Below are 25005 nucleotides of genomic sequence, written 5' to 3'. Positions count from 1 at the left end.
CGACCATTGTACGGATTATCGGGAGTGATTTTCAAATTCCACAGGCGGGACACCTTGCAACCAATCTGTTCGGGTATAAACTTCTCGTATATCGCCGACAAGGAGGTAAAGTAAAACTCCCGACTGTCGTCGTTTTCAAGGGGAGGCTCATTGAACGCCACACGATAGATAAACTCCAACTCACTCATTGCTGCCCTCCTTTCAATACCAGCGTCAATTGGTTAAGACGGTCGGGGAACCAATAGCCGTCGCTGTCTAAAAAGACGATACCGCAATCCTCGTCTTTTGGAAAACGATGCGGGCATAGAAAACTATCTGGCTTACAGAAGCCCAACACTTCATGGGGACCGAATGTTACCCCATAATCGTTGGTAAACAGAACCATATCCCCGACGGTCAAATCGTCGTTTGTGCCTATCACGTCCGAAAGGCGGTCGTAAATCATCTTGCCGTGTTTTGTTTCCAATTCAGCTCTCCAACGCTGAAATTCATCTTTATGACTTCGTTGCATAACTAATGTGCTATATAATAAATTCTCGGCTCTTTTGACACGTTGTAAATCCAACTTCCACAGCGCACCAGCAAGGCATCCTTGCCATAGAACAATTTTTTCATACCGGCGATGCTGCCGGTTACATGGAAGCAGGGGAACCGGTCGATTTTAAGACGGTCTCCGTCTGCCTTGTACAGGGTTTTCGTTTTCATTGTAGCGCAGTTTTCAATGTTTCGTAAAGGGTGTTCATCATTGCCTCTGCCGCTTCCATATCGCTTACTATGTCTTTGATGTGGTAGGGTGCACCCCTCTTGCCGTGACCATCATCGCCAACCCACAAAGATGCTTCATAATCCGGGTCGAAAGCCTCGTAATATCGTTCGATTTCTTCTAATAAACTGCTGGGGGCGTTGTCTTTCATTTCAACGCTGAAATTGAAATCCTGTCCTGCCGGAGTATATTGGGAAAACTCGAACTCGACAATGTTCGGCGTATGGGTGTCGGTTGTAACATGCCAACCCAAGCCGGAGGCGACGGTCGTAATCTGTTGAATCAAGTCCTTTTTCAACTGTTTTATCAGTTTGTCAAGCCCTCGTCCGTCCTGTATCGTTTTGCCGGTTGCCCACCCGCTGTACGGGAAGAACGTAACGGTCTTGCCCTTGTGAATGAACTGTATTTTCTTGTTATCCCGCAGCGTTATTGTGTAGCCAAGCTGCTCAATTCGCCGAACCGCATGGGCAATGCGCTCCGGTTCCAGCCGCTCCTGTCGCTCAATGTTCAACCTTGCCATGTCCTACGATTTTTTCGGGGTGTACGGGAAAATCCCAATTAACCATTTCATCAGGCAACGAGGAATGAATGTCGCCTCCGAGAACCAGCCCGCAATGTTTCTCGGCATATTCTTCCGCCTGCGCTTTGCTGGCGGCTTGGATTTTGAACTCGCCCCTGAACACGAATCGAACAGGGACGGTATAAATTCTCTTTCTGTCGCTCATAATTTCAGATTTTGTTGCCTGACAATCGCAGGCGGTTTGACAAATACCCGTAAGGGTATTATTATATACTTTCCTATACTATACTCTCCTTTACTCTACTATGGGGTATTGAAACTCCGAAACTCCGCCGTAATTCATTGATTTGTGTGTTATGGCGTGGTTTCGGCGTGCCATAACTTGTCATAAGCGCACTATCTTCGACGCAACCTCCTCACCCCAATACCCGACGATGAGGTCATAGGCATCTTTATCACCATCCCATGCAATCATACATTCGTGGTTATTGTATTCATAGAAATACACCTCTTGCGGATCGCATTCTTTCGGGATGGCCGCCCTACTATCGGCGTAGAATTTGAAAAATGCCGCAAGTCCGTCCTTTGTGCCGCAAGCTCCCGTATCTTTATCTTGGCATATTTTATCGCCGTCTTTAATGTGTCCGAGCTCTATCAAATGCTTGTACCCTTTGGCAAACTGCTCTCGGCTAAAAGCGAAGAAAACCCCGTATTTATCCGCATTGGGATGCTCATTTTTAATCGCCTTGTAGCGGTTGATAGTTTGGGCGTTCAACATTACAACACCCCCGTCGTAATTACCCCAATCCCGATAGTATCGGAGCTCGCCCCGCGTGGTCTTGACCGTCTTAATATCTTTAATGTCCGTTGTCATTGCCTTTGAAATTTTATACCCGCCACTCACGCCTTTTTAGGCCGAATGGCGGGCGATTATTGCTTATGCGGTTACTTTTACCCGGTTGAGCAAAGCCCCCGAAATCTCGTGTAATTCACGACTGCGGCGGGGTTCGAGTTCTCTTGCGTGTGCCGTAATAGCCTGCGTCAGTTTCCAAAGGGTTGCGCCGCCCTGTACTCCGTCGTCGGGGTCGTTACGCATGAGGATTTTTTCAACGCTCTCGCCCTCCGATTTCAGTAGCGAACCGGCCTTTACCAGCCGTTTCAGTTCTTGGTCAAAATCAACGTCGATTTCGGCCGCTCCTTGAATCTCAATGGCTTTTTGCATGATATTGTCCTTGCTGAACAATCCTCTCGTCAGGTCTCGAACTGCGGAAACCGTCGTGCGGGTGTCGAGTTCGTAGGTGCGGTTGGAGAGTTGCAGATTGTCAGGGAGGCGGGAGCCGAGGTGTACTTGCTTCATCACGCTCTCCCGAACCATACCATTGAGGCAAGCCCCGTTGAGTAAAAATGCCCGCATATCAACTGCCCCGTCGCCATAGTCGGAAGTGCTGAACCTCGCTCCTGCGAAAATTACCACCTCGCCGTTCTTTACCGTCGGAACAACTATGGGCTGCGGCAGTATCGTTTCCGCCCATACTTTCGTATCGCTCATATAGGCATCGGCGATAACTGCCCCCTGCTGGCTCGCCTCCTGTACGAAAGCGGTCAGGATTTCAACGCTGTTCAACCGGCGGTAGCTGTCGCTCAACACGCCTCGAACCTGCTGTCCGACCGTGCGGATAAGAACCCGTGTGCGCTGCGTCCAGCCGCTATGCTCGTTCAGAACCGTTGCGGCGAGTTGTCGTTGCCATTCGTCGCCGGAGGCGAGCTGCCGGAGATAGCGAGAGGGGATGCCCATTTTGTCGGCCAACTGTCCGATAGCGTTGTCGTGGAGGGTGTATTGCCCGCTCTGCATATTCATCAGGACGTGCCCGTTTCCGCTGAACGTGATTATCGGAGAGTGGTCGTTACGGCGCAGTTCTACTCCGATAGGGGCGATATAATCCTGTGCGATTTTCCCCTCGTTTACCAGGCGTTCCATTGTGGCCTGTACGCCGACGGCCTTGTTTTCAATCATGCGCTGAACCTTGTTAATTACAACTTCGTTCAAACCTTTCTGCGTTGTCATTGCTGTTTCCATAATCCTGTTATTTATTTGGTTAAAATTCTTCTTTTAGTAAGTCTTGAAGTTCTGTTTTAAGTTTAGTTCGCAATATTTGGTTTTGCATTTGTCGGGTTCTGTTATGCCGATTAGACCTAATACGCCGATTGCATGAAACAAACTCCCTTATAGTTCCATTTTTCCCTAATACAGTTAAAAGTTTCTTTCCTGTCATATCCTTGTATTTTTCTGATTATTTTGCCAAATCTGTGATGTATGCGAGGGCTTCATCGTAGAGTTCCTCGGCGGGCAGGTTGTCCGAGCTTGGCTCGAACCCTGCCATATATGCCGCTTCAATTATCTGTGCCATAGCCATTATTTGTACTCTGCAATAAGTTTGTTCAGCATTACCCGCATCGCTTTGTCGTCTTTTTCGAGGTTAAAAATGCGGGTCAGTTCTTTTGCATAGGCGTTCGCCTGTGTGAGTGCTGCTATCAGTTCTTTTTCTGCGTGTTCACGTTCCGCCTCTCTTTTGCGGCGTTCTTCTGCGAGTTCTCGCCGGAGCGAAAGGATTTGCCCTCTCATTCGGTTGCTTATCTCCTCGATGCCGCCCTGTTTAATCCATATCTTGCAGAACTTATCTTTATCAAGTTCACTTGCCATATACTCGGCTTCAATCTCTGCATAAAGTTCAGGGGTAGTTATAAATCCCGTCCGCTGTTCAAATTCTTGCTGTGTCATATCTCTGTTATTTTTGGTCTTTTGTTGATGATTGTTTTATAATCACATTGCAAAGTAAGTGAAGTATATTTGCTATAACAAATTTTTCACGAAGAATTTTTAACTGAAAAGGTTATTTTTCTTTGTCCGTTCAATTATATCGTTGATACTCACAACCAATCATTTGAAAGAAAATTCCTGATTATATTATAATCACTATCCGATTTTTGAGTATATTTGTCGCAGATAATCTAAACAGTTAATTTTTGAATCGTATGAGAAAAGAGATTTTGGATGCGCTGAAAGCCAAATTTGTGGGGGTCAGCGAAGCAATCTTGGGCAGGATAGCCGACAAGTTGACGAAGACTGCAACCACGCAGGAACAGGTTGCAACCGCAGTCGAGGGGGTAACATTCCAGCAGGTTCTCGAAAGCTACGGCGACAGCCGAGCTACGGAAGCCCAGCAGACCGCAGTATCGAACTACGAGAAGAAACACGGCCTGAAAGACGGGAAGCAGGTCAAAGGGGGCGCATCTGCTGAACACAACGACGAACCCGACAATCAACACGGTAACGGAGATAACGATACTCCTGCGTGGGCAAAGGCGATTATCGACGGGCAGAAAAGCCTATCCGACCGCCTGACTGCAATCGAGGGCGACAAAGTTACCACCAGCCGGAAACAGAAATTCGACGCAATCATCGGCAAGCTGCCGGAAGACCTCCGCAAGCCTTATGCCCGCACGGACATCAAGAGCATATCGGACGATGAGTTTGACGCTCTTTTGTCCGAGGTCGGCACGGAGGTCGAGGAACTTGCAAAAAAAGAAAATGCGAGGGGTGCTGTTTTCGGACGACCGGCCACCGGCGGCGCAGCAAAAACCACAACGAACGGAGTCAAAGAGGCGACGGACGAGGAGGCGCAGCGTGTTGTGGACGGGATGAACTTAGGTTAAACCATTAAAATTCAAAGACAATGCCTACCGCAGATTTGAAAAGAGCCTCTATGGAGGTCAATGACGGGCTGGATGCTATCGTCATTGTAAACGACTTGGGCGATGTCCCCGGCGGACGCACCCTTGACGTGTCGGGACTTGCTGCTGATGTCGAGGTCGTCAAGTCAGGCCATATCCTGATTCAAGACGACAAGACCAAAGCTGTAAAGCCGCTCGGAGTATCCGCCGGAGCGTATGAAACGCTGCCGTCCGGACATTCGTACCTCGGCGTTCTGAAAGCCTCTGTGCTGAAGAAAGACCCGAGGGCTGCTATCCTGACTATCGGTCAGGTCAATGCAGCAGCAAGCCCGTACCCCGTAACGGCGGCAATCAAAACAGGATTGCCCCGCATCGAGTTCCTTAACGCCTAAAACAGAAAGGAGAATAAATTATGAATCCGTCATTATTCATCGAGTACATTGACAAGTACTTCCGTCTCGTAATCGGGAAGATTACCGAGAAAATCAACGGCAAGAAAACGGAGGAGCAGTTACTGCACAAAACGATGCTCACGGAGGAATACTCCGCCGACCTCACCTGGGGTTCGACCGAGCTGAACACCTCCGTCGTGGCCGCTGATGTCGTGGCTATGGACAGCTCGCTGCCCTTGAAAAAGCGGGATAAAATCAGCAACGCAAGCGGCGTTATCCCGAAAATCGGTATCAAGTTCAGCAAGGGCGAGAAAGCCATTTCCGACATCAACGTAATGCGAGCAAGAGGAGCCGACGAAACCACCGTCGTTGGCAAAATCTTCGACGACGCCCCGAAAGCAATCAAGGGCGTGGATGTCCGCAAGGAAATTATGTTCCAAGAGGCTCTGTCCACCGGCGTAACCCTCGTCCCCGACGATGAAAACGTCGGCACGGGTGTCCGGGCAGATTTCGGATACAAGGCCGAAAACACATTCCACGCAACCAAAGCCAAATGGGGCGAGGCCGATGCCGTTCCGCAGGACGACGTGCAGCAGCTTTTCGACAAGGCACAGGAGGACGGCAACTCAATCGCCCTCGTTATGCTGTCGAAAAAGTATTTCAACCTGTTCCGTAACTCGAAGCAGGGCAAGTTGCTCGCTGCGAACTACAACAAACAGGTCATCACGAACGAAAACCTGCTGTCGGTTCCGTCGAGGGAAACGATGTTGGAGGCTTTGGCCGACGAGTACGGCGCAACTTTCCGCATCGTAGATTCTTCGTTCAGAATCGAAAAGCCGGACGGCTCCCGTGTTTCCGTTAAACCGTGGGCAGAGGGCAATATCATCGGTCTGCCGGGCGAAAACGTCGGACGACTGGTGTATGGTACGCTGGCCGAGGAAACCAACCCCGTTGCCGGAGTGAACTATCAGAAATCAGGGTCGCATATCCTCGTGGCAAAATACTCGAAGACCGACCCGCTCAAAGAGTTCACGACCGCACAGGCTTTGGCCTTGCCGGTTATCGACGGTGTGGACGGCATCTATATCCTCCATGCCGATTCTACCGGCGAGGGGTTGAGCGTCAATCCGACCTCTTTGTCGTTCCCCAAGTCAGGTTCGAGCAAGGCGTTTGACGTACACTACGACGGCGACACCTCCAAACTGACCATTGAGGCTGGCGAGGATTGGCTGACCGCTACGCTTTCCGGGAACAAAGTAACCGTCAAAGCTACGGCCAACACGGGAGCAGAACGAACCGGCACTATTACCGTAACCGACGAGGAGGACAACTCCGTCGAGATTTCAGTAACGCAGGCCGCAGGTAACGCCTAATCGTCATGGCAACAGTTCTCGAATCGCTGAAAAGCATCAACGCCTACCCTATTCCGTTGCGTACCCTTGTGGACGCAGCGGAATATCGTGGGCTTGATATGACGGCAGAAGTCTCGCAGGAGATTATGCAAACGGCTAAATATAAACTCGCCCAAGCCGACCTCTTGTTGTGGATTTCGCTCGCTCCCGATGTTACGCAGGGCGGGCAGTCATACAGTTTCACGGACGAACAGCGGGTGCAGTTCCGCAACAGGGCAAATGCGCTGTACGGGGAATGCCAGGAGGAGAGCAACAAACCGAAATCCATTTACGGGTACAAAGGTTCAAGACTATGATTATCGCAAACGGCACAATCGAAACGAAGATAAAGACAGGCGGAGGGATAGACCCTGATACGGACTATCCTATCGCCCCGTCTGTTTCTTGGGGTAGCCCTATTTCGTGTCAATACCGGGCAAATAAATACAGCAACAAAGGCAAGGCGAATGGTGAAGCATTTACAATCGCTTCCTATGAAATCCTCATAGATGAGCAGCCATACGATGCCGAAATGCTGCGGTTACGGGATGAAAGCGGGAAAATCCTCGGAGAGTTTTCTGTTATCGAAGTCGAGCCGTTGCGGGCAGTTTGTCAAATACGGATTTTGGTCTGATATGGCAATGAAGCAGCTAACACCGATGTCCGAGGTCGATGCGTACCTCGAAGAACAGATACAGAGGATTGAACAGCAAGCCATCTACAATCTGTCCTATGTCGGCGAACGCTGTCTGAATGAAGCCCGCTCAACCAACTCCTACAAAGACCAAACAGGGAACCTCCGAAGTTCTATCGGCTACGTGATAGCCAAAGACGGTAAGATTGTTCAAACGAGCGATTTTACCCCCATTAAAGGAGGTAACGATGGAGCAAAAGGCGGGGCGGCATTTGCTCGCCAACTCGTCAAAGAGTTTCCCGACGGTATAGTCTTGATTGTAGTGGCAGGAATGAACTACGCATCCTATGTATCGGCAAAAGGATATAACGTGCTGGATAGCGCAGAACTGTTGGCAGAACAACTCGTGCCGAGCATTATGAAACAACTTGGATTTACAAAAAGGTAATGGCAAAGACAGGCAAACAGATACAAAGCGATGTGCTGGCGTTGCTGAAACGCAGCAGCCTCCCCGCCCTCATATCGGGGAAAGTATATCGCAAAGGTTATCGCCCGAGGGATTCCAAAGCCGAGGACGCTATTGTGATTTTCACGACCGGTCTCCCCGGACAGGTTCAGACGGGCGTCGTAACCATAAATATCTATGTCCCTGACATCGACCCTTGCGAAAATGGTGTTCTTGTGGAGAACGGACAGCGTTGCGAAACGCTTGAAAAAGCCGCTTCGGACTGGGTGGATAGCCTTACGACAGCCGTATCGAATTACAAGTTCAAGTTGCAGCAGACGATTTACACGGAGGAAGAGCCTGAAATAAATCAGCATTTCATCGTGGTTAAGTTGCAGTACGAATACATTGATTAACAAACCATTAAAACATCAAGAATATGTCTGTATTAAGTTGGGGTAAACCGACGGTAGAGTTTACCAAAAGCAAGGACGGCGCACCGGAAGCCTCTGCATCGTGGGAGAAAATGCCCGAAATCAAGGAGGACACCGCCAAACTGACCACCACCGAGGGTACAAAGAAAGAGGCAACCGAGGAGGGCGGCGACCTCGTGGACACTCGAAAGGGTAAAAACAAATACCTCTTCGAGTTGGAAATCTTCGTCAAGAAAGGCGACGAGAAGCCTATTGAGGACGAGGACGGTGTAGTCATCGATAACTATGCCGTGCGTCTGACACCGGAGGACGAGGAGTGCGAGGGCTTCCTGATTGAGAACGCCTCTGTGTCGGTGTCTGAATCGTGGTCATCGGCAGACGGCAAACTGTGGAAGTACTCTTTCGACGCCAAGAAGCCGAAGACCGGCAAGACGTTGAAAAAGTACATCAAAACAGCAGCCGGAGCGTAACGCTCAATACCCATGCGGAGGGGGATTAAACCTCCGCACATAGCGGGATAGAGCAGGTAGTAGCTCGCCAATTTCATAGGTTGGAGGTCGCTGGTGCAAATCCAGCTCCCGCCCCAAGTTAATTACGGCGGATTCGCCATAAATAAGAATTATAGTTATGCCGGAAAATATCGAACGTAAAGTCGCTCAAACCATTCTCCAACAACCGGAGGAAATCACGGTTGGCGACAAAGTATATCAGGCCGCTCCGCCAAGCGCAGCTACACTGATTTTGGTGTCGGAGGCTGTTGCACGGATGCCGAAAGTGCAACTCGACGCAGAACGCATTGTGGACGAGGTTCTATCCATAGGGAAAGATTGCCGACCTATGGGGGAAATCATCGCCATTCTGATACTCGGAGCGAAAGGCCTAACAGAGACACGCAAAACGGTCAAAACAATCGAAAAACGACGTTTTTGGGGGCTTGTCAAAGAAACCGAACAAGTGGAGGTCGAAGAAACTATCGACCACAAATCCGAACTCGCAAAATCTCTGCTGGAAGACATCACGCCGAGAGAACTCCATAATCTGGCCGCACGGTTATTACAAAGGTCGCAGGTTGCCGATTTTTTCGGGCTTACCACTTTCCTGACCGAGATAAATCTGCTGCGACAGACGAGGGAAGTGGAAGCCGAAACGACAGCATTTGGGCAGTAATCGCAGGCACGGTCAAGGGATTTAATCTTCCGCTCGAATATGTCTTGTACGAAATGAGCTATGCCAATATGATTTTGTACGGGGCAGTTCTTCCGAGTTACAAAAGCAAAAAAGAAAATGGAGCGGATAAAGGTAATGACAATGAAGTTATAAATGCGGACGACCCCCGCAACAGGGACAAAGTCCGAGCAATATTATTCGGAGAGTAATGCAAAACAACAAGGGCAAATTATACTACGGTTTAGGGTTGGATAACAACCAGCTGCGAACTGACGCTGCCGAATCTCGTAATATCATCAAGGGTATTGGCGATACAGCAGTATCGGAGGGAAGCCGTATTGATAGCATTTCCAAAAGAATTGGAACTGCTATTGCCGTTGCATTTTCAGTCCAGCAAGCTACGACATTCGCCAAATCAGTCATTCAAGTTCGGGGAGAGGTTGAAGCTCTTTCTATATCATTCGAGACCCTTTTAGGTGGCAACAAACAAAAAGCGCAAGCCCTATTTTCGGAAATACGGACTTTTGCTGTTAATACCCCTATGATGCTGAATGACTTTGCAAAAGGAGCTCAGATGCTTCTATCGTTCAACATTGAAGCCGACCGTGTCATGCCAATCCTTAAACAGATTGGCGACATATCAATGGGCGATGCCCAAAAATTCAACTCGCTGACGCTGGCGTTCTCTCAGATGATGTCTACCGGCAAACTCATGGGACAAGACCTTTTGCAGATGATTAACGCCGGATTCAATCCGCTTTCTGTTATTTCCGAGAAGACCGGCAAGAGTATCGGCCAGCTCAAAAAAGATATGGAGGCCGGTGCAATATCTTCGGAAATGGTTGCCGACGCTTTCGCTGCTGCCACCGCCGAGGGCGGCAAGTTCCACGGAATGCTCGAAAAACAGAGCAAAGGCATCAATGGTAGCATATCAAACCTGAAAGGTGCTATCGATGATATGATGAACGACATCGGCACGTCGAATCAAGACATCATCACAGGGTCGATTTCTGCCGCTACAACGGTTGTACGCCATTACGAGCAAATCGGCGAAATCTTGTCGGTTATCGTTGCCACATACGGTACATATCGTGCAGCACTTATTGCAACCGAAGCCGTGCGTCAATCCGTTGCCACGGTAAAACATACGGAGGAGGCCGCCGAACTATACAAACTCCTTTCAGCGGAGCAACAGGCGCAAATCTCGAAAATGGGATTATCGAAAGCCTCTGTCGAGTATTATACCGTCGTCAAAGCAGAAACCGCCGCTAATGTACAAGCAGCCCAAAGTGCTTTGACGAAAGCCCGTGCGGATGTTGCCGCTGCCAATCAAGCTGTTGCAGCTCGCCGGACTGAATACATAGCCGCCAAACAATTAGAGCAACAGCGGCTTGCCGAATTAATGCACATCGGGGCAACAGGCAATGCAAAACAGGTAGAGGTGGCACAACGCAAATTAGCCACCGCAGAAACACAACGGGAAACCGCAGCCCTCGCCTATCAGTCTGCCGCACGTGATTTCAACGCCAAGAAAACGGCAGTTGAAACCGCCGCCCGAACAGCCAATACGACTGCTACCGCTGTAAATACTGCGGCACAGACGGCCAACGCCACGGCGAGCGGCTTTTTGACAGTCGTTAAAACCCGTCTGACTGCTGTCGCCGCCAAACTTAACGCCGTAATCATGGCGAACCCCTATGCGTTGGCAGCAGCGGCTGTCATCGCACTCGGTTATGGATTATATAAACTCATAACCTACCAAACAGATGCAGAAAAAGCCCAAAGCAAACTCAATGACACAATAAAAGCTACCAACAAAGAGATTGATTCAGAGGTGCATCAGATTGATGCAATGTTTGGTCGATTGAAAGCAGCCAAAGAGGGTACGAATGAATATCGAGCAGCCAAAGATGCCATAATAAACCGATATGGCGAATACCTGAAAAAACTCGGCGACGAAAAAACTGCTCTAAACGACATTGCCGCTGCTTATGCCCTTATCACCGAGGAGGCAAAGAAAGCAGCACGAGCTCGGGCAATGGAAACCTTTACCAAAGATGCTGCGGATACGTTGGCAGAGAAAGAGGGCGACGTTAAAGATGAAGTAAAAAAAATTCTTGATAAACAGTTCAAGGGGCAAAAGGGGACTGACGGTGTAAGCCTGTCAGAGACTTACTATTGGAAAATAAAGCCGGTTATTGAGGGTGAGGCTGAAATAACCGATGAAATTAAAGAAATTATCAGTTCGTTTAATCGAACCAAAACGGTAATGACGGGGATTACACCCGGCACAGATGCCCCCATATATTCGGAAATCGTAGTAAACGACCTCCAAGAGCAGATTGATGCCGCTATAAAAGCACGTGTAATTTTCAATCGTTCTATGGAGCAAGCTCGCATGAAATTCGGCGAAAATCCGGCAACGGACAATGGGGAAACGATTTTCGATGCCGCTACCGCCTCATTACAGCAACTCATGGACAGGCTACCCAAAGCACAAGAGGAACTTGCGGCTCTGAAAAAAGCCGAAACGCCCAATGCCGCTGCAATCGCTGCCAAAGAGCAAGAAATACAGCAAATCAAAGATAAAACCCTCGCCCGTGAACGAGAGTTGTCAGTAATCAAAGATGTCAAAGCGCAAATTGATGTGTTGCAGAAAGAGCAACTGAAATATGGTAAAGATGACGCAGAGTACAAGGCTCTTGAAGCCCGCATAAAAGTCCTAAAAACAAAGTTGCCACTTACAGAAGGGCAATCGGGTAAAGCCGAAAACGAGGCCGCAAGAATAAAGCGAGAAACCGCCGAGCGAAATCAGAAAATACAAGAGTACGAGACAAATGTCAAGAAACAGATAAAGCAGTCGGAGTTGGATATTTCCCAATCCCGTATTGACGCTATGGATGAGGGATTTGCCAAAGAGCAAGCCCAAATGGAACTTGCATATCAACGATTGATTTTCGCCAACCAGCAACGGGAAGCCGAAATGGTCGAGGCATTACGTGATGCGCGTGAACTCGAATGGGAGAACAAAAATCCCAAAGCAAAAGCAAAGGGAGAGACATTCGACCGTTCCACCGTTACTGCCGCCGACCTATCGCCGGAGCAGCAAGCACAAATTGCAGAATATTATAAAGTGGCCGAGGAGATACGCAACAAAGCCAACAAAACCTCGCTCGAACAGATGCTGGCGGATTTTATGACCTACGAACAACAGAGGAATAAAATCACGGAAGAATACGAACGGCGACGGAAAGCTCTGTATAACGATGACGGCTCCTTGCGGAAAGGAGTTACGCAAGGGAATGTCGATGAACTCAACCGTAACGAGCAAGAAGCGTTGAAAGCTGTTGATGAACAGTTCGCATCACGAGAAGCAACATATCAGGCATGGATGAACGCCATAGCCAATATGACATTGCGTCAGTTGGAGCAAGTTTTGGAAAAAGCCGAACAGGAGTTAGCCGCACTTGAAAAATCAGGGACAGCCGATAGCAAGCAACTGTCCACCGCTCGTGCGAAAGTGAATACCGCTCGTAAAAAGGTAACGCAGGCAAAGGCTGAAAATGAGGTCTCACCTGGCAAACGCTCTATCAAAGAGTGGGAAGACCTTTACAAAACATTACAGGAGGCGGAACGTGAATTTGAAAGCATAGGCGACACAGTAGGCGGTACAGCGGGCGAAATTATCAGCACAGCGGGGACTATCCTTTCCTCGACGTTGAGCATGATAAATAGTATTGTGTCGCTCACAACGGCATCGACAACGGGTATGCAGACTGCGGCGTTGGCGTCATCTTCGGCCATTCAGACGGTGGAGAAAGCCAGCGTAATCCTGACTATTATTTCTGCGGCTCTGTCTATTGCAACGGCTATTATCGAGTTGTTCAACAATGACGACAAATATCAGGAGGAAATCGAAAAGTTGCAAGACCGTATCGACCAGCTCCAATGGGAACTCGACAATGCCGACGTGATGCGGTTACAGAGCAATTCGTTCAACGCCTTGCAAAAGGTAAAACAGGTGTACGCCGAGACGACCAAAGAAGTGCTGCGACTTCATACAGTTACAAACCGATACGCCAACACCATGTATCAGATTATGGGAAGGGTCGTATATCAAAACGAGATAATGCAGAAATCGGCAGAAAAACTGGCTGTCGCTTATGCAAATATTGCGTACACCGCTGACAAGGCTCTTGGAGAGGAAAAGTTCACAGGGGCAAAAGAACAATTAAAAAACATTGCCCAGCAGCAACTTCTCTTGCAAGAACAAATCCGAAATGAAGATGCCCAGAAAGATCCCGACCACGGGAAGATTGCGGATTTGGAGCGGCAGATACAGGAACTTGGAGAGGAAGCCAATAAAATCATCAATGAGATTGTCGAGGATATTATGGGCGGTAGTGCCGCCGACCTTGCAAGTGAACTCGCTGACGCTTTTATTGACGCATTTCAAGCGGGCGAAGATGCGGCCGAGGCGTGGGGCGACAAAGTGAAAGACATCGTTGCGGACGTCATCAAACGTATGCTGGTAAGCAAGTATCTCGAAGAACCTCTTGGGGATATTTTCGACAAATACAAAGCGAAGTGGTACAAGGACGGCGAGTTTGCTGGCATTGATGCTATCATCAGTTCTATGAGCGGATTTGCCAATGACCTGAACGCCGTAGGCAACGAGTTCAAGATGATATGGGACAATCTCCCCGATTCGGTAAAAAATATGTTTACCGTAACGAGCGATGCGTCCCGTGAAGCGTCGGAGAAAGGTATCGCCACCGCCTCACAGGAGAGCGTCGATGAACTCAACGGACGGGCAACGGCCATACAAGGCCATACCTACTCACTTATGGAAAGTGCGAAACTCCTTGTCGCTAACAGCGCACGGATGCTCGAACACCTCGCCGGCATAGAGGACAATACCAAGCATCTGTCAAAATTGGAAAGAATTGAGAATGATATGCAGGCCGTAAAAAACACGGTAAACGATATTGCCTTGAAAGGGATAAAACTGAAAAAATAGGCTATGGAACCAGCATTATTACGTGAAATATACGCACAATGGAAATCTGCCAAGAAACGGGCGCAGCAGGAATGCGAAAAACGTGCTTTATTCAACATGGCAGAGAAATATCGTGTGTGCGGTATGTTCAAAGGGACGGAAAGCCTTGAACAAATCATCCGGCTATTCACGTCGCCGCAGGGGGTAGAGTTCTGCCAAAAGTATCATTTCCCTGACATAACAACCATCCGGAGGTTCAAGCAGTACGATGTGGAACGCTACGGGGTTTATATTGATGCAGGGCATATACGGTTGGAAAACGAGCGGACGATAGTGCTTATCGGAAACACCTCGGCCAGTCTGTCATACGACGATAAAGGTAGGCACGAAGTTATGTTGATGCACGGGGCACAGGCTACAATTAACGCCTCGTCATGGGCTATCGTTTCTGTATCGAGCGAACACGGATGTCAGGTTATCAAAAAAGCAGCAGACAGAGCGATGATTTTATGACGGGAAAATTTTACATAGACGGTAAAGACGCTTTCACGGAATACGGTGTTTTCGTGCAGGAGAACGGCTACAACGAACTTGTGGCCTTTCCGCCATTGAAATCCGTCAAGAGCAACGATTGGCAGGAGGAGGACGGTATCGAGGCTGATTTATCCGACCCGGTATTGGACACCAAAGAATTTTCTATGAAATTCGTGTTTACGGGTAAAAATTCCCGTTATAGGGGATTTATCGAAATGTTATCCGACAAATCCTACCACACGTTCAATTTCAGGGAAATCGGGCGAACATACCGGCTCCGTATGGTGTCGCATACGAATCTCGATACCGCTCTGTTCCTCGGCTTTGTTACGCTACGCCTTGCCGATGATTTCCCGTTAGACGGCTACACCTATACCGCTCCGGCAAGCACGGTTCCTCCCTACGGAGATTATGAACTCGACGGGCGTAGGCTGACCGATTATGGCATACGTGTTTTGGATGGGACGCTATCGGAAATAGAGAAATCCCCCGCCGTGAAACAAAACCTGCTACGCAATATCGGAACACAAGGAGGCGCAATATACGACGGGGAACGTGTTACATTCAAGACGAAAGAGGTCAAGGTAATTTGCCTCATGAGGGCGGCAACGCAAGTCGAATTGTGGCGTAATTATGACGCATTCCTATACGACTTGGTACGTCCTGGCGAACGATTGTTATATGTTGATACGATGGGGCTTGAATTTCCGTGTCATTACAAAAGCGGAGCAGTTGCAGAGTTCTACGCTTCAGGGAAAATTTGGCTAAAATTTACCGTTACACTGGTCTTTACATCATTCCGAGTAGAAGATGAACTTTACTTCCTCGCAGCCGAATCCTGCGAATGGATTATAACGGAGGAGGGTGATTTTGCGATTAATTTAACAGAGATAAAACAATAACAATATGGGGGTCAAGAAAATAAAAATCAGCGAATTGCCTTTGACAGATACCCTTGTCGGATTATATACCATAGGGGTAAACGCTCTGAACAAGAGCGTCAAGGTGAGTTTAGAGTTTCTGAAAACCGCAGCGGACGAGGCCAACGACGCTGCTACGGCGGCCAACAAAGCCAAGACAGCCGCAGAAACGGCAACGGAATCAGCAAATACGGCGACCCAAAAAGCCAACACTGCAACAGAGGCGGCCAATACGGCCGCTCAAAATGCAACGGATAAAGCAATGGCAGCTGACACAGCAGCCAAAAATGCGAACATAAAAGCCGATGCAGCGGACAAAGCTGCCGGGGTAGCGACGACAGCGGCGAACAATGCCAATTCTAAAGCCGACCTCGCAGACCAAAAGGCCACAGCAGCCGACACCGCCGCAAATCTCGCAGGGGAAACCGCAGAGGAGGCACGAGCAACAATCGTAAGGTTGGAGGAGTTGGAAGAATCGCTCGTCGGGCAGTACAAAATGATTCCGACCGGTATTAACCTCGACTATCCGCCTCGCATAACACTCCGTAACACCGAGCCAAAGCGCATAAAATACGAGCTGTTACCCACGAACACGGGACGTAATGTATTGTTCCTCGGCGATGACAATGCGGTTTCTGTGCAGCCCGACGGAAGTTTTACGGTCAATCGGGCAGGCATCAGTAAAATCCACGTAATCCCAACCGAGAACACGTCGATTTACCGCACCATTCAAATTACGGTTGCCGAACCGGAATTGCGTCGGGTAAAAGCAAACTCACTCCGACTGATGGGCAACGGCAATTTTAGATTAACTTAATAACAAGACAATTATGGCATTAACACCTGAACAGGAAGCGAAAGTGCTTCAAATCATCACGGCTTTCGACAACGGGAAGCGGTTGAATGAACTCCCGCATATCGGGAATGTAAACCCCCTCGAACTCATCGTCGAGGTTATGGATACGGACGGCGAAACCAAGCAGAGTAAAATAGCTGCGCTGCTCCCTTACGTCGAAGACCAATGCTCCTACGGCATTCAATGGGACACGACGGTATCTTCGCCCGCCTGTACCCGTATCGGGAGTGTCGCTCTCCATAAGAGCTTGCCTATTCAGAGCCGGATGCGGGGCTGCCTGTTGAGCGACAACGGAACGGTCGTCGAGTATCTGAACCCAACAAATTGGAGGGCACACACCCTCGATGGTTCGAGAGGGCAGGTTATGGTCGAAATTCCGGCACATTTCCGAAAGTTTGAAACCGAGGGAACGATACGCCGGTGCAAACTATCGGAATATCCACTACCGGGCTATCACGCCGTCCCCAAAATGTATATCTCGGCGTATGAGGCTGCTATGGAGCGCAGCACGGGCAAACTCTGTTCTGTCGTCAATGCCGGAACGGATTACAGGGGCGGTAACAATCAAGCGGATTGGGACGGAACATATCGGTCAGTTCTCGGACGCCCTGTAACGGTTAAGAGCCGCACAGCATTCCGCAACGCTGCCCGCCTCCGCAACGCTTCTGCAACGAGCGAGTGGAATTGCCTTGATTACAACGCATACAAAGCCGTATTTTGGCTTTTTTATGTGGAGTATGCCACCCGTAACTGTCAGGCGGCATTCAACGCCCAAAAGGACGCAAACGGCTTTGCACAAGGCGGCCTCGGCAACGGTGTAACCAACACGCCGGATTGGAACGGATTTAACGGTTACTACCCGTTTGTGCCTTGCGGTTACACTGATGAACTCGGCAACGCTTCGGGCGAGATTGCATACGTTATGCAGAAAGCCGACGGAAGTACGCACGGGACAGTATATGTTCCTCGCTACCGAGGCATTGAAAATCCATTTGGGCATATTTGGGGCTGGTGCGACGGCATCAACATTCAAATAGCCTCGGCAGCTGACGGCGGAACGTCAAAAGTATATGTAGCGGACAATCCCGCTGACTACAACGACAGCAATTACAACGGTTATACCCTGCGGGGATTGGAAGCCAGAACCGAATCATACGTCAAAGAACTTGTCTTTGGTGAGTTCGGCGATATTATACCTGCGGTGGTAGGTGGCGGCTCAACAACCTATTGGGCAGACTATCACTATACCAATATCCCCTCGTCGGGAACAGTCTTTCGTGGTGTCCTGTTCGGCGGTGCTGCGAATTACGGTGCGGGGGCGGGCTTCGGCTTTGCGTCTTCGTCTTACGCCCCCTCGGATGCGAGTGCGCACTTCGGCTCTCGCCTTTGCTTTATACCTAATTTGTAAATAATTTAATAATAAATAGTTATGACGTAAGATAGAAAAGGTTGGTCGTTCTTCGTGGTGTCCTGTTCAGCGGTAATGCGAATAACGGTGCGAATGCAGGCTTCAGCTATGCGAATTCGAATAACACCCCCTCGAATACGAATGCGAACATCGGCTCTCACCTCTGATTTTCATAGGTTATAAGAAACAAAAATATAGAATGACGACCTTGCCTCTTGGCAAAAAAACACGAACCACAAAAAGGTGCTGGTAGGGAAACCGACGGCTCCAAGTATGAAAAGCAAAGCAATGAAACGGATAGGAAATTTATACGAAAAAATTATCGCAGTAGAAAACCTCCAACTCGCCGACCAAAAAGCGAGACGGGGAAAACTGCGCTCTTACGGAGTACGTCGCCACGACAAAAACCGTGAGGCCAATATCCTCGCTTTGCACGAAGCACTCAAAAATAAGACATTCAAAACATCAAAGTACGAAACATTCATCATCAAAGACCCCAAAGAACGGGAGATATACCGGCTACCGTATTTCCCCGACAGAATCGTTCATCACGCAATAATGAACATTCTCGAACCAATATGGATTTCGGTATTCACGACGGACACGTTCTCCTGCATCAAAAACAGGGGTATAAACGGGTGTATGTTGAAAGTGGATAAAGCGTTGAAAGACGTGGAAAACACTCGATATTGCCTGAAAATCGACGTTAAAAAATTCTACCCAAGCATCGACCATGATGTACTGAAACAAATTGTGCGCCGAAAAATCAAATGCTCGGACACGTTGGCTCTACTCGACCAAATAATAGATAGTGCCCCCGGTGTTCCTATTGGCAACTATCTAAGCCAATATTATGCCAATTTGTTCCTCGCATACTTCGACCATTGGATAAAAGAGGTGGTTGGTATAAAGTATTATTTCAGATATGCCGACGACATGGTTTTTCTACACAAGGACAAAGCGTTCCTCCATGATTTACTTACACGGATAGATGCCTACCTACATGATAACCTGCATTTGACGATAAAAGCCAATTACCAGGTATTCCCTATCGCTAAAAATCGCAGCGATAAGCACGGGCGAGGGCTGGATTTCGTCGGTTTTGTTTTTTACCATGAACACAAACTAATTCGCAAGAGCATCAAAAAGAATTTTTGTCGTGCCGCCACCCGGCTCAACAAGCAGCCCAATCTGTCTGCCAAAGACTACAAACAAGGGGTGTGTAGTTGGCTCGGCTGGGCGAAACACAGCAATTCCAAACATTTATTGAAAACCATAATTAAACCAAGTTTCTATGGCAACCTATGACAAAAAGCCCTCTATCTATGAGGCAAACGGGGACGGTTCTTATACCTACCGTTGGGACATTAAAGAAGTCGAAATACCTGCCGGAACTGACACAGAAGAAACCACAACAAAATGGGAGTGTCTTGAAGTTATCGTGTGGGGCACGGTAACGAGCGACAAACTGACTGAAGCTGTAATCAACCATTTATGGCCGAAAGATTACGAGCAGAAACTTATCAACGACTACAATGCTGCGTCAATGGGCATATACGGGGCGAAATCAAGTTCCGACGCCCAACCGAAAATCGCTGCATACAAAGCCTTTTTATCCGAGCGGGCAGCTATCAAACGTCAAATAGACGACGATTGTGCAACCCTTAATATCAGGTAATATGGCAAAGCGTTTCAGCGAACTCGGCATCAAGCAGCAGGACGACCGTAAGATATTCAACTGTCAGCAGGTGTCTATCACAGATGTTCTGAATAGCGAGATAGAGGTTATCGACTTTATCCCCGGCATGAAAACACAGCACGGGGAGGGTCGGTATCTCATTAAGTTCACGCAGGACGGAACGGAGGGCAAGTTCTTCACAAACTCGTCCGCTATCAAGAGTGTTCTCGACCAAATTCCCAAAGAGGAATTTCCGTTCATAACCACAATCCGCTGCACCAAGTGTGGCAACGGGAAGATATACCAATTTACGTGATGAAAATTCTACATAATAACACCGAAATACTCGACATACAGGTTGATGACAGCAGTTACCGCTATCGGGCTATAAAGGGCGACCATAATCTGACGCTCTATTTCTCGCTGGCGGAGCACGTCGAAATACCTGTTGGGGCGTATTGTGTCTATGAGAACGAGACCTACACACTCGAAAAGCCCGAAAGCCTTAAAATGAAGCACAGCCGCTATTTCGAGTACACCGTCGTATTCGATTCTCCGCAGGCAAAGGCGGGCAAGTGGAAATTCAGAAATCCCGTGGATAGACGGCTGAAATTTCCGCTGACGGCCAAACCTATCGAACACCTGCAAATGTTCGTGGACAATATGAACCAGCGGGACAGCGGTTGGACTATTGGACGGTGCATTGACGCTCCCGAAAAGACCATATCATACAATCATGCGTTTTGCATCGACGCCCTATCCCAAATGGCGAATGAATGGGAAACGGAGTACGAATTTGTCGGTAAGCAGGTGTCGTTGTGGAAAGTCGAGTACAACAGGGACAACCCGCTACCGTTATCGTATGGTAAAGGGAATGGATTTAAGCCCGGCATCGGACGCTCAAACTATGAGGATTCTACGCCTATCGAAATCCTTTATGTTCAGGGCGGGGAGCAAAACATCGACGCCAGCCAATATGGAAGTCCTGAACTCCTGCTGCCCAAGAACCAAACAATCCGGTTCGACGGCGTTCATTTTGAGGGTGAATCCGGGTTCAACAGCAGCAAGGCTCGAACCTACAAAACCGATACAGACGGGTTCTCAATCCGCCGTGCTGATAAACCGTTATCCTCGCAGGCCGAGGATAGCCTTGATTGCTCGGAAATATACCCCTCCCGTGTGGGAACGATAAGTGCCGTTACGGTAGTCGATGCCGGCAAGCATTTTTACGACATAGTGGATAACAGCATACCTGCATCGTTGAACTTCGAGGAGTGTCTGATTGAGGGCGAAACGCTGACGATAATCCCGCAAACGGGAATGTTGGCCGGAAAGGAGTTCGAGGCGAAATACATCCACAATGCCACCGGCGGGAAAGCCGCCCGCAGGTTCGAGATTGTACCGCAAGAAATAGACGGTCAGACGATGCCGGGCGGGAATTATGTTCCCCAAGTTGGAGATAAATACGCCGTGTTTCATTGTATGCTGCCCGCAGCGTACATCTGCGACAATGCTACGAAAACCGGAGCGTCATGGGATATGTTCCGGCAAGGGGTGAAATACTTGTACGATAACGAGGAACAGAAATTTACTTTCACAGGCGAGTTGGATGGGATATGGGCGAAAAAAGATTGGCTCAATATCGGCGGACGGATAAAATTGGGCGGTTTCGTTCAATTCTCCGATGAGCGGTTCCAGCCGGAGGGAGTGCTTGTCAGGATTATCGGGATAAAGGATTACATCAATAATCCCCACAGCCCCGAAATCGAATTGTCAAACTCTACCGTCGGGCGAACTATATCGAGTGACCTGCGGAAAATTGATAGCAACGAGGTGGTTATGGATACACTACACAAAGAAGCTTTGCAGTTTACCAAACGTCGGTACAGGGATTCAATGGAAACTATCGAAATGTTGGGCGATGCCCTGCTTGATAACTTCTCGAACTCCATAAACCCCATAGCTGTGCAAACAATGGCTATGCTCATCGGCGACAAGAGCCTGCAATTTGAGTTTGTTAGAGGCATTGCAGACCGCACTCCGGTATCTCACAATGTTACATATAACCAAACAACAAAAGTGCTGTCCGTCCCGTTCGGAGTCATTCAGCATTACACGCTTGGTATTGATACCATTTCGTCAAGTCACAATTCCGATGAGTATATGTGGTGGTTGCTCCCAAATTTCAACACGCCGCCGCTGACCGACGGAACCAAGAAATACTACCTGTACGCCAAAGTCAGCAAGACGGACAAAACCGGTACATTCTATATTAGCGAGCAGGCTATCGCTATGGAGAGCGTCGCAGGTTATTATCACTTACTCATGGGTGTACTGAATAGCGAGTACGACGGGGAACGCAGTTATGTTTCCTTATACGGGTTTACCGAAGTATTGCCGGGACAGGTCATAACGAATAAAGTTGCTTCGGCCAACGGCAAAAACTTTATGGATTTCCTGAATAATGCGTTCCGTATCGGCAACGACAAAACCTACATAGATTGGAACGCTTCAATAGCAAACGTCCTATCTATGCGGAACGCCACCATACAGATTTCAAACACCGCTGGACAAACGATGATTTATTTCAGCGGGGTAGACGGTTCCGGACAGCTTGCAAAGGGAAACATCACATGGGATGCCAACGGAAATTTAACGGCTCATAGTGGAACTTTTGAAAATGTCATTATAAAAGGAGCAATTCGTACTCCATTTCAGGACGGGTATTTTCGGTTGGATGGAACAGGTAGCGGAATAACAGTATCGACGTTAGGGCTTCAAAACAATAACTGCATTGTCATACCCGGAGATTCAAGAGGATGGCTTACGGCATTCACAATACCGTTTACCAGCGAATATAATGGCTTTCGAGCCTGTATCATTAATACCAAATGGGGCAATAAAAATGCTGTCGGACAAATATCAGCATCGGCTCCAACCGGATATTATTTTCATGAAGACGGAGAGCAAATATCCACCCTTATAATAAATCCCAACGAGGGTGTTGATATTATCGGTGTCGGCGAGGGCAATTCATTCAAAGGGTGGCTTGTGCTCAATAGATTTCGATACGGAGTTGCCAATTCGGGAGAGGGTTTTCCTCTGAAAGCCGTATTTGCTGGTAAAGTTGAATTTTCAGGAGGCTTGCCGCGTCTTGTCAAGGAGAAGCGATACAACCAATATTGGTATGGAGCAGAGAATAAGGGATGCCAGTTATCGTATATGACCAATTCGCCGCATTATTGCACTATCAGTTTTCCTGACGGCACGTTCTCGTCCGCAGACAAATATACGGTACTGTTGAGCGGAGAACTTTTACGCAGCGATAACGGCCATGGTGTATATGCCTCTGTAATCAAACGCACCGCAAACTCATTTACGGTATATACTGGCGACGATGCGAGTTGGAATGACGGTAATTTTACATTCATAGTTCTTGCAACACATCTATGGAGTTAAATTTTGTCGATATGTGATTATAATATAATCAGTTTATTTATCTTTGTAAGCCAAAAAACAAAATTATGGAGAATATACCTGCAATTATCAGTTCGATAGCCGTCATATTGTCAGCATGGTTCTCGTATAACCAATATGCCAAAAACAAACTGACTGACCTCAAAATCGAAAAGTGGAAAGCCGAAGAAGAGGTGAAGTCGGCCAAGCGCAGCGATAATATAGCCAAAATCTATGGAGTGTTGTGGCAACTACTTCATGAATTGCAAGCCGACCGGGTATATATCGTTCAACCGCACCCACTCGTAAATAATTTGTTTCTGTCGGTCAGCTTAGAAGTGAAGCGAAACGGTGTGTCAGCCATGAAGCCCAACGTACAGCGGTTGCCGATGCAGGATGTAGCGGCATTCTCCGCCGAACTGTCTGCACGTGATTTTCTTCTATATCGAAATATCGACACCGAAGTCAAGGATAAGCGAGCACGGGCGATAATGACAACGAACGGTTGCTGCTCGGTGGTTGTGAAGCGTCTGACTGACGACGAACACGATTGGATAGGGTCGATATTCTGTGGCTTCACTCACGAACAGCAGTTGCAACCGGCATCCCTGCGGCAGCAGTTGCAGGAAGCAGCCGACCACATTCAATACATATTACCCGAATACAAATGAAACTACTACTGAAACGCATAGCATTGAAGCCAACATATACTGTCGGTTGGCTATACATAGACGGGCAGAAAGTATGCGACACTATCGAAGACACCGTGCGAGACCTGAACAAAAACGGCAAATTCGACAACGGGGAAAAGAAAGTGTACGCCGAAACCGCTATCCCCTACGGAACATACGACATCACGTTGAAAATGCAGTCTCCGAAGTACAAAGACAAGGCACAGTATCAGTTTTGCGACGGATACTTACCGAGACTACTCAATGTGCCGGAGTTTGAGGGCATTTTGATACATATTGGAAATACGGCAAAAGACAGCGCAGGCTGCATCTTGGTTGGAGAAAATAAGGAGGTAGGCAAAGTGCTGAACTCGACGGCCACGTTCCGCAAGGTGTACGATATGCTCAAAATAGCCTCCGATAGAGGAGAACCCATAAAAATCGAAATCGTATGAGAAACGTCATTCTTACCCTGATTCTTGTGGCGGTTGTCAGCTGTTGTCCGACCCGCCAGTTTACCACCTCTACACAAGACAGCGTGCGAGTGGAAACGGTCGTCCGGTATGAACGTGTGCTCGACACAGTATTCATCGAAATTCCGGTCGAGGTCGTGCGGCAAACCGTTCGGGACACGACGAGCCACTTGGAAACGTCATACGCCGTTTCTGACGCCCGAATAACTACGGACGGGGCGTTATTCCACTCGTTGGAGAATAAGCCGCAGAAAAAGCCCATACCGACCGAAAAAGAGGTAATATATCGGGACAGCATCTTTTACCGGGATAAAATTGTCAAAAAGTCCGTGCCGGTTGAACGGGAATTGACATGGTGGCAACAAACGCAGATGAAAGGCTTTTGGATTGTGCTGGCAATTCTTGTAGTAGCGTGCCGGAAAAAGATTTTTGCCGTTGTCCGGCGATTTATCTAACATCGCAACAATATTCTCCCTCGGGAACCAATCCCGAATCAAAAACTTTGTTTATATTTGGGCAAAATTATTGTAAT

Annotated in this window: 28 protein-coding genes and 1 tRNA gene; 22 read left to right on the top strand and 7 right to left on the bottom strand. The window is 48.4% G+C overall.

Annotation, left to right across the window (positions count from 1 at the left end):
• Window positions 1-184: 184 nt before the first annotated feature.
• From Q9S52_RS00555 to Q9S52_RS00525, 7 genes are all read right to left on the bottom strand, one after another.
• Window positions 185-511 (bottom strand): hypothetical protein, encoded by a 327-nt coding sequence (locus tag Q9S52_RS00555; protein WP_304707631.1) that lies wholly within the window; start codon window positions 509-511, stop codon window positions 185-187.
• A gap of 2 nt (window positions 512-513) precedes the next feature.
• The gene (locus Q9S52_RS00550; RefSeq protein ID WP_304707629.1) at window positions 514-705 is read right to left on the bottom strand and encodes a hypothetical protein; all 192 of its coding nucleotides are present in this window, start codon (window positions 703-705) and stop codon (window positions 514-516) included.
• Window positions 702-1061 carry a hypothetical protein gene (locus Q9S52_RS00545; protein ID WP_304707991.1) on the bottom strand — a complete coding sequence of 120 codons (360 nt, stop codon included), beginning with the start codon at window positions 1059-1061 and terminating at the stop codon, window positions 702-704. The genes Q9S52_RS00550 and Q9S52_RS00545 overlap by 4 nt, the downstream gene beginning before the upstream one ends.
• Before the next feature lie 202 nt (window positions 1062-1263).
• The gene (locus Q9S52_RS00540; RefSeq protein ID WP_304707627.1) at window positions 1264-1488 is read right to left on the bottom strand and encodes a hypothetical protein; all 225 of its coding nucleotides are present in this window, start codon (window positions 1486-1488) and stop codon (window positions 1264-1266) included.
• A 180-nt stretch (window positions 1489-1668) separates the two neighbouring features.
• Entirely contained in the window at window positions 1669-2157 is a 489-nt protein-coding gene (locus tag Q9S52_RS00535; protein ID WP_304707625.1) for a hypothetical protein, read from the bottom strand.
• A gap of 63 nt (window positions 2158-2220) precedes the next feature.
• On the bottom strand, window positions 2221-3360 hold the full coding sequence (locus Q9S52_RS00530; protein WP_304707623.1) for a hypothetical protein: 1140 nt from the start codon (window positions 3358-3360) through the stop codon (window positions 2221-2223).
• A 336-nt stretch (window positions 3361-3696) separates the two neighbouring features.
• Window positions 3697-4062, bottom strand: a complete 366-nt coding sequence (locus Q9S52_RS00525; RefSeq protein WP_304707621.1) for a hypothetical protein — start codon at window positions 4060-4062, stop codon at window positions 3697-3699.
• A gap of 254 nt (window positions 4063-4316) precedes the next feature.
• On the opposite strand from Q9S52_RS00525, the gene Q9S52_RS00520 reads away from it, so the two are divergent.
• The 22 genes from Q9S52_RS00520 (at window position 4317) to Q9S52_RS00415 (ending at window position 24928) form a co-directional block, all read left to right on the top strand.
• Entirely contained in the window at window positions 4317-4997 is a 681-nt protein-coding gene (locus tag Q9S52_RS00520) for a hypothetical protein (protein ID WP_304707619.1), read from the top strand.
• Between the two features lie 50 nt (window positions 4998-5047).
• Entirely contained in the window at window positions 5048-5407 is a 360-nt protein-coding gene (locus Q9S52_RS00515) for a hypothetical protein (protein ID WP_304707617.1), read from the top strand.
• A gap of 20 nt (window positions 5408-5427) precedes the next feature.
• Window positions 5428-6780: a major capsid protein gene (locus tag Q9S52_RS00510; protein ID WP_304707615.1), complete on the top strand. Its 1353-nt coding sequence runs from the start codon at window positions 5428-5430 to the stop codon at window positions 6778-6780.
• 5 nt (window positions 6781-6785) lie between these two features.
• The gene (locus Q9S52_RS00505; protein WP_304707613.1) at window positions 6786-7115 is read left to right on the top strand and encodes a hypothetical protein; all 330 of its coding nucleotides are present in this window, start codon (window positions 6786-6788) and stop codon (window positions 7113-7115) included.
• Complete coding sequence (locus Q9S52_RS00500) at window positions 7112-7432, top strand: hypothetical protein (RefSeq protein ID WP_304707611.1); 321 nt, start codon at window positions 7112-7114, stop codon at window positions 7430-7432. The genes Q9S52_RS00505 and Q9S52_RS00500 overlap by 4 nt, the downstream gene beginning before the upstream one ends.
• Window position 7433: 1 nt before the next feature.
• Window positions 7434-7880, top strand: coding sequence for a hypothetical protein (locus Q9S52_RS00495; RefSeq protein ID WP_304707609.1), 447 nt, complete (start codon window positions 7434-7436; stop codon window positions 7878-7880).
• Window positions 7880-8293: a hypothetical protein gene (locus Q9S52_RS00490; protein WP_304707607.1), complete on the top strand. Its 414-nt coding sequence runs from the start codon at window positions 7880-7882 to the stop codon at window positions 8291-8293. Before Q9S52_RS00495 ends, Q9S52_RS00490 begins: the two co-directional genes overlap by 1 nt.
• Before the next feature lie 23 nt (window positions 8294-8316).
• Window positions 8317-8781, top strand: a complete 465-nt coding sequence (locus Q9S52_RS00485) for a hypothetical protein (protein ID WP_304707605.1) — start codon at window positions 8317-8319, stop codon at window positions 8779-8781.
• Between the two features lie 42 nt (window positions 8782-8823).
• Window positions 8824-8897 (top strand) — tRNA-Met (locus Q9S52_RS00480).
• Window positions 8898-8938: 41 nt separating this feature from the next.
• Window positions 8939-9478: a hypothetical protein gene (locus Q9S52_RS00475; RefSeq protein ID WP_304707603.1), complete on the top strand. Its 540-nt coding sequence runs from the start codon at window positions 8939-8941 to the stop codon at window positions 9476-9478.
• Window positions 9479-9686: 208 nt separating this feature from the next.
• On the top strand, window positions 9687-14498 hold the full coding sequence (locus Q9S52_RS00470; protein ID WP_304707601.1) for a tape measure protein: 4812 nt from the start codon (window positions 9687-9689) through the stop codon (window positions 14496-14498).
• 3 nt (window positions 14499-14501) lie between these two features.
• A complete protein-coding gene (locus tag Q9S52_RS00465; RefSeq protein ID WP_304707599.1) occupies window positions 14502-14990 on the top strand; it encodes a hypothetical protein in 489 nt (162 codons plus the stop codon).
• Window positions 14945-15913, top strand: coding sequence for a hypothetical protein (locus tag Q9S52_RS00460; protein ID WP_304707597.1), 969 nt, complete (start codon window positions 14945-14947; stop codon window positions 15911-15913). Before Q9S52_RS00465 ends, Q9S52_RS00460 begins: the two co-directional genes overlap by 46 nt.
• A gap of 4 nt (window positions 15914-15917) precedes the next feature.
• Window positions 15918-16748: a hypothetical protein gene (locus Q9S52_RS00455; RefSeq protein ID WP_304707595.1), complete on the top strand. Its 831-nt coding sequence runs from the start codon at window positions 15918-15920 to the stop codon at window positions 16746-16748.
• Window positions 16749-16761: 13 nt separating this feature from the next.
• A complete protein-coding gene (locus Q9S52_RS00450; RefSeq protein WP_304707592.1) occupies window positions 16762-18195 on the top strand; it encodes a hypothetical protein in 1434 nt (477 codons plus the stop codon).
• A 273-nt stretch (window positions 18196-18468) separates the two neighbouring features.
• Window positions 18469-19503, top strand: coding sequence for a reverse transcriptase domain-containing protein (locus Q9S52_RS00445; RefSeq protein ID WP_370648978.1), 1035 nt, complete (start codon window positions 18469-18471; stop codon window positions 19501-19503).
• Entirely contained in the window at window positions 19490-19873 is a 384-nt protein-coding gene (locus Q9S52_RS00440; protein ID WP_304707590.1) for a hypothetical protein, read from the top strand. The genes Q9S52_RS00445 and Q9S52_RS00440 overlap by 14 nt, the downstream gene beginning before the upstream one ends.
• Window position 19874: 1 nt before the next feature.
• A complete protein-coding gene (locus Q9S52_RS00435) occupies window positions 19875-20189 on the top strand; it encodes a hypothetical protein (RefSeq protein ID WP_304707588.1) in 315 nt (104 codons plus the stop codon).
• Window positions 20189-23332, top strand: a complete 3144-nt coding sequence (locus tag Q9S52_RS00430) for a hypothetical protein (protein ID WP_304707989.1) — start codon at window positions 20189-20191, stop codon at window positions 23330-23332. Before Q9S52_RS00435 ends, Q9S52_RS00430 begins: the two co-directional genes overlap by 1 nt.
• Window positions 23333-23397: 65 nt before the next feature.
• A complete protein-coding gene (locus Q9S52_RS00425; RefSeq protein WP_304707586.1) occupies window positions 23398-24000 on the top strand; it encodes a hypothetical protein in 603 nt (200 codons plus the stop codon).
• A complete protein-coding gene (locus Q9S52_RS00420) occupies window positions 23997-24455 on the top strand; it encodes a DUF5675 family protein (RefSeq protein WP_304707584.1) in 459 nt (152 codons plus the stop codon). The genes Q9S52_RS00425 and Q9S52_RS00420 overlap by 4 nt, the downstream gene beginning before the upstream one ends.
• Window positions 24452-24928: a hypothetical protein gene (locus tag Q9S52_RS00415; protein ID WP_304707582.1), complete on the top strand. Its 477-nt coding sequence runs from the start codon at window positions 24452-24454 to the stop codon at window positions 24926-24928. Before Q9S52_RS00420 ends, Q9S52_RS00415 begins: the two co-directional genes overlap by 4 nt.
• Window positions 24929-25005: the final 77 nt, after the last annotated feature.

It is taken from the genome of uncultured Rikenella sp., from assembly GCF_948810725.1.
Taxonomy (GTDB): Bacteria; Bacteroidota; Bacteroidia; order Bacteroidales; family Rikenellaceae; genus Rikenella.
Note: the sequence above shows the minus strand (reverse complement) of the source record. Positions and strands in the feature narration are given on the sequence as shown.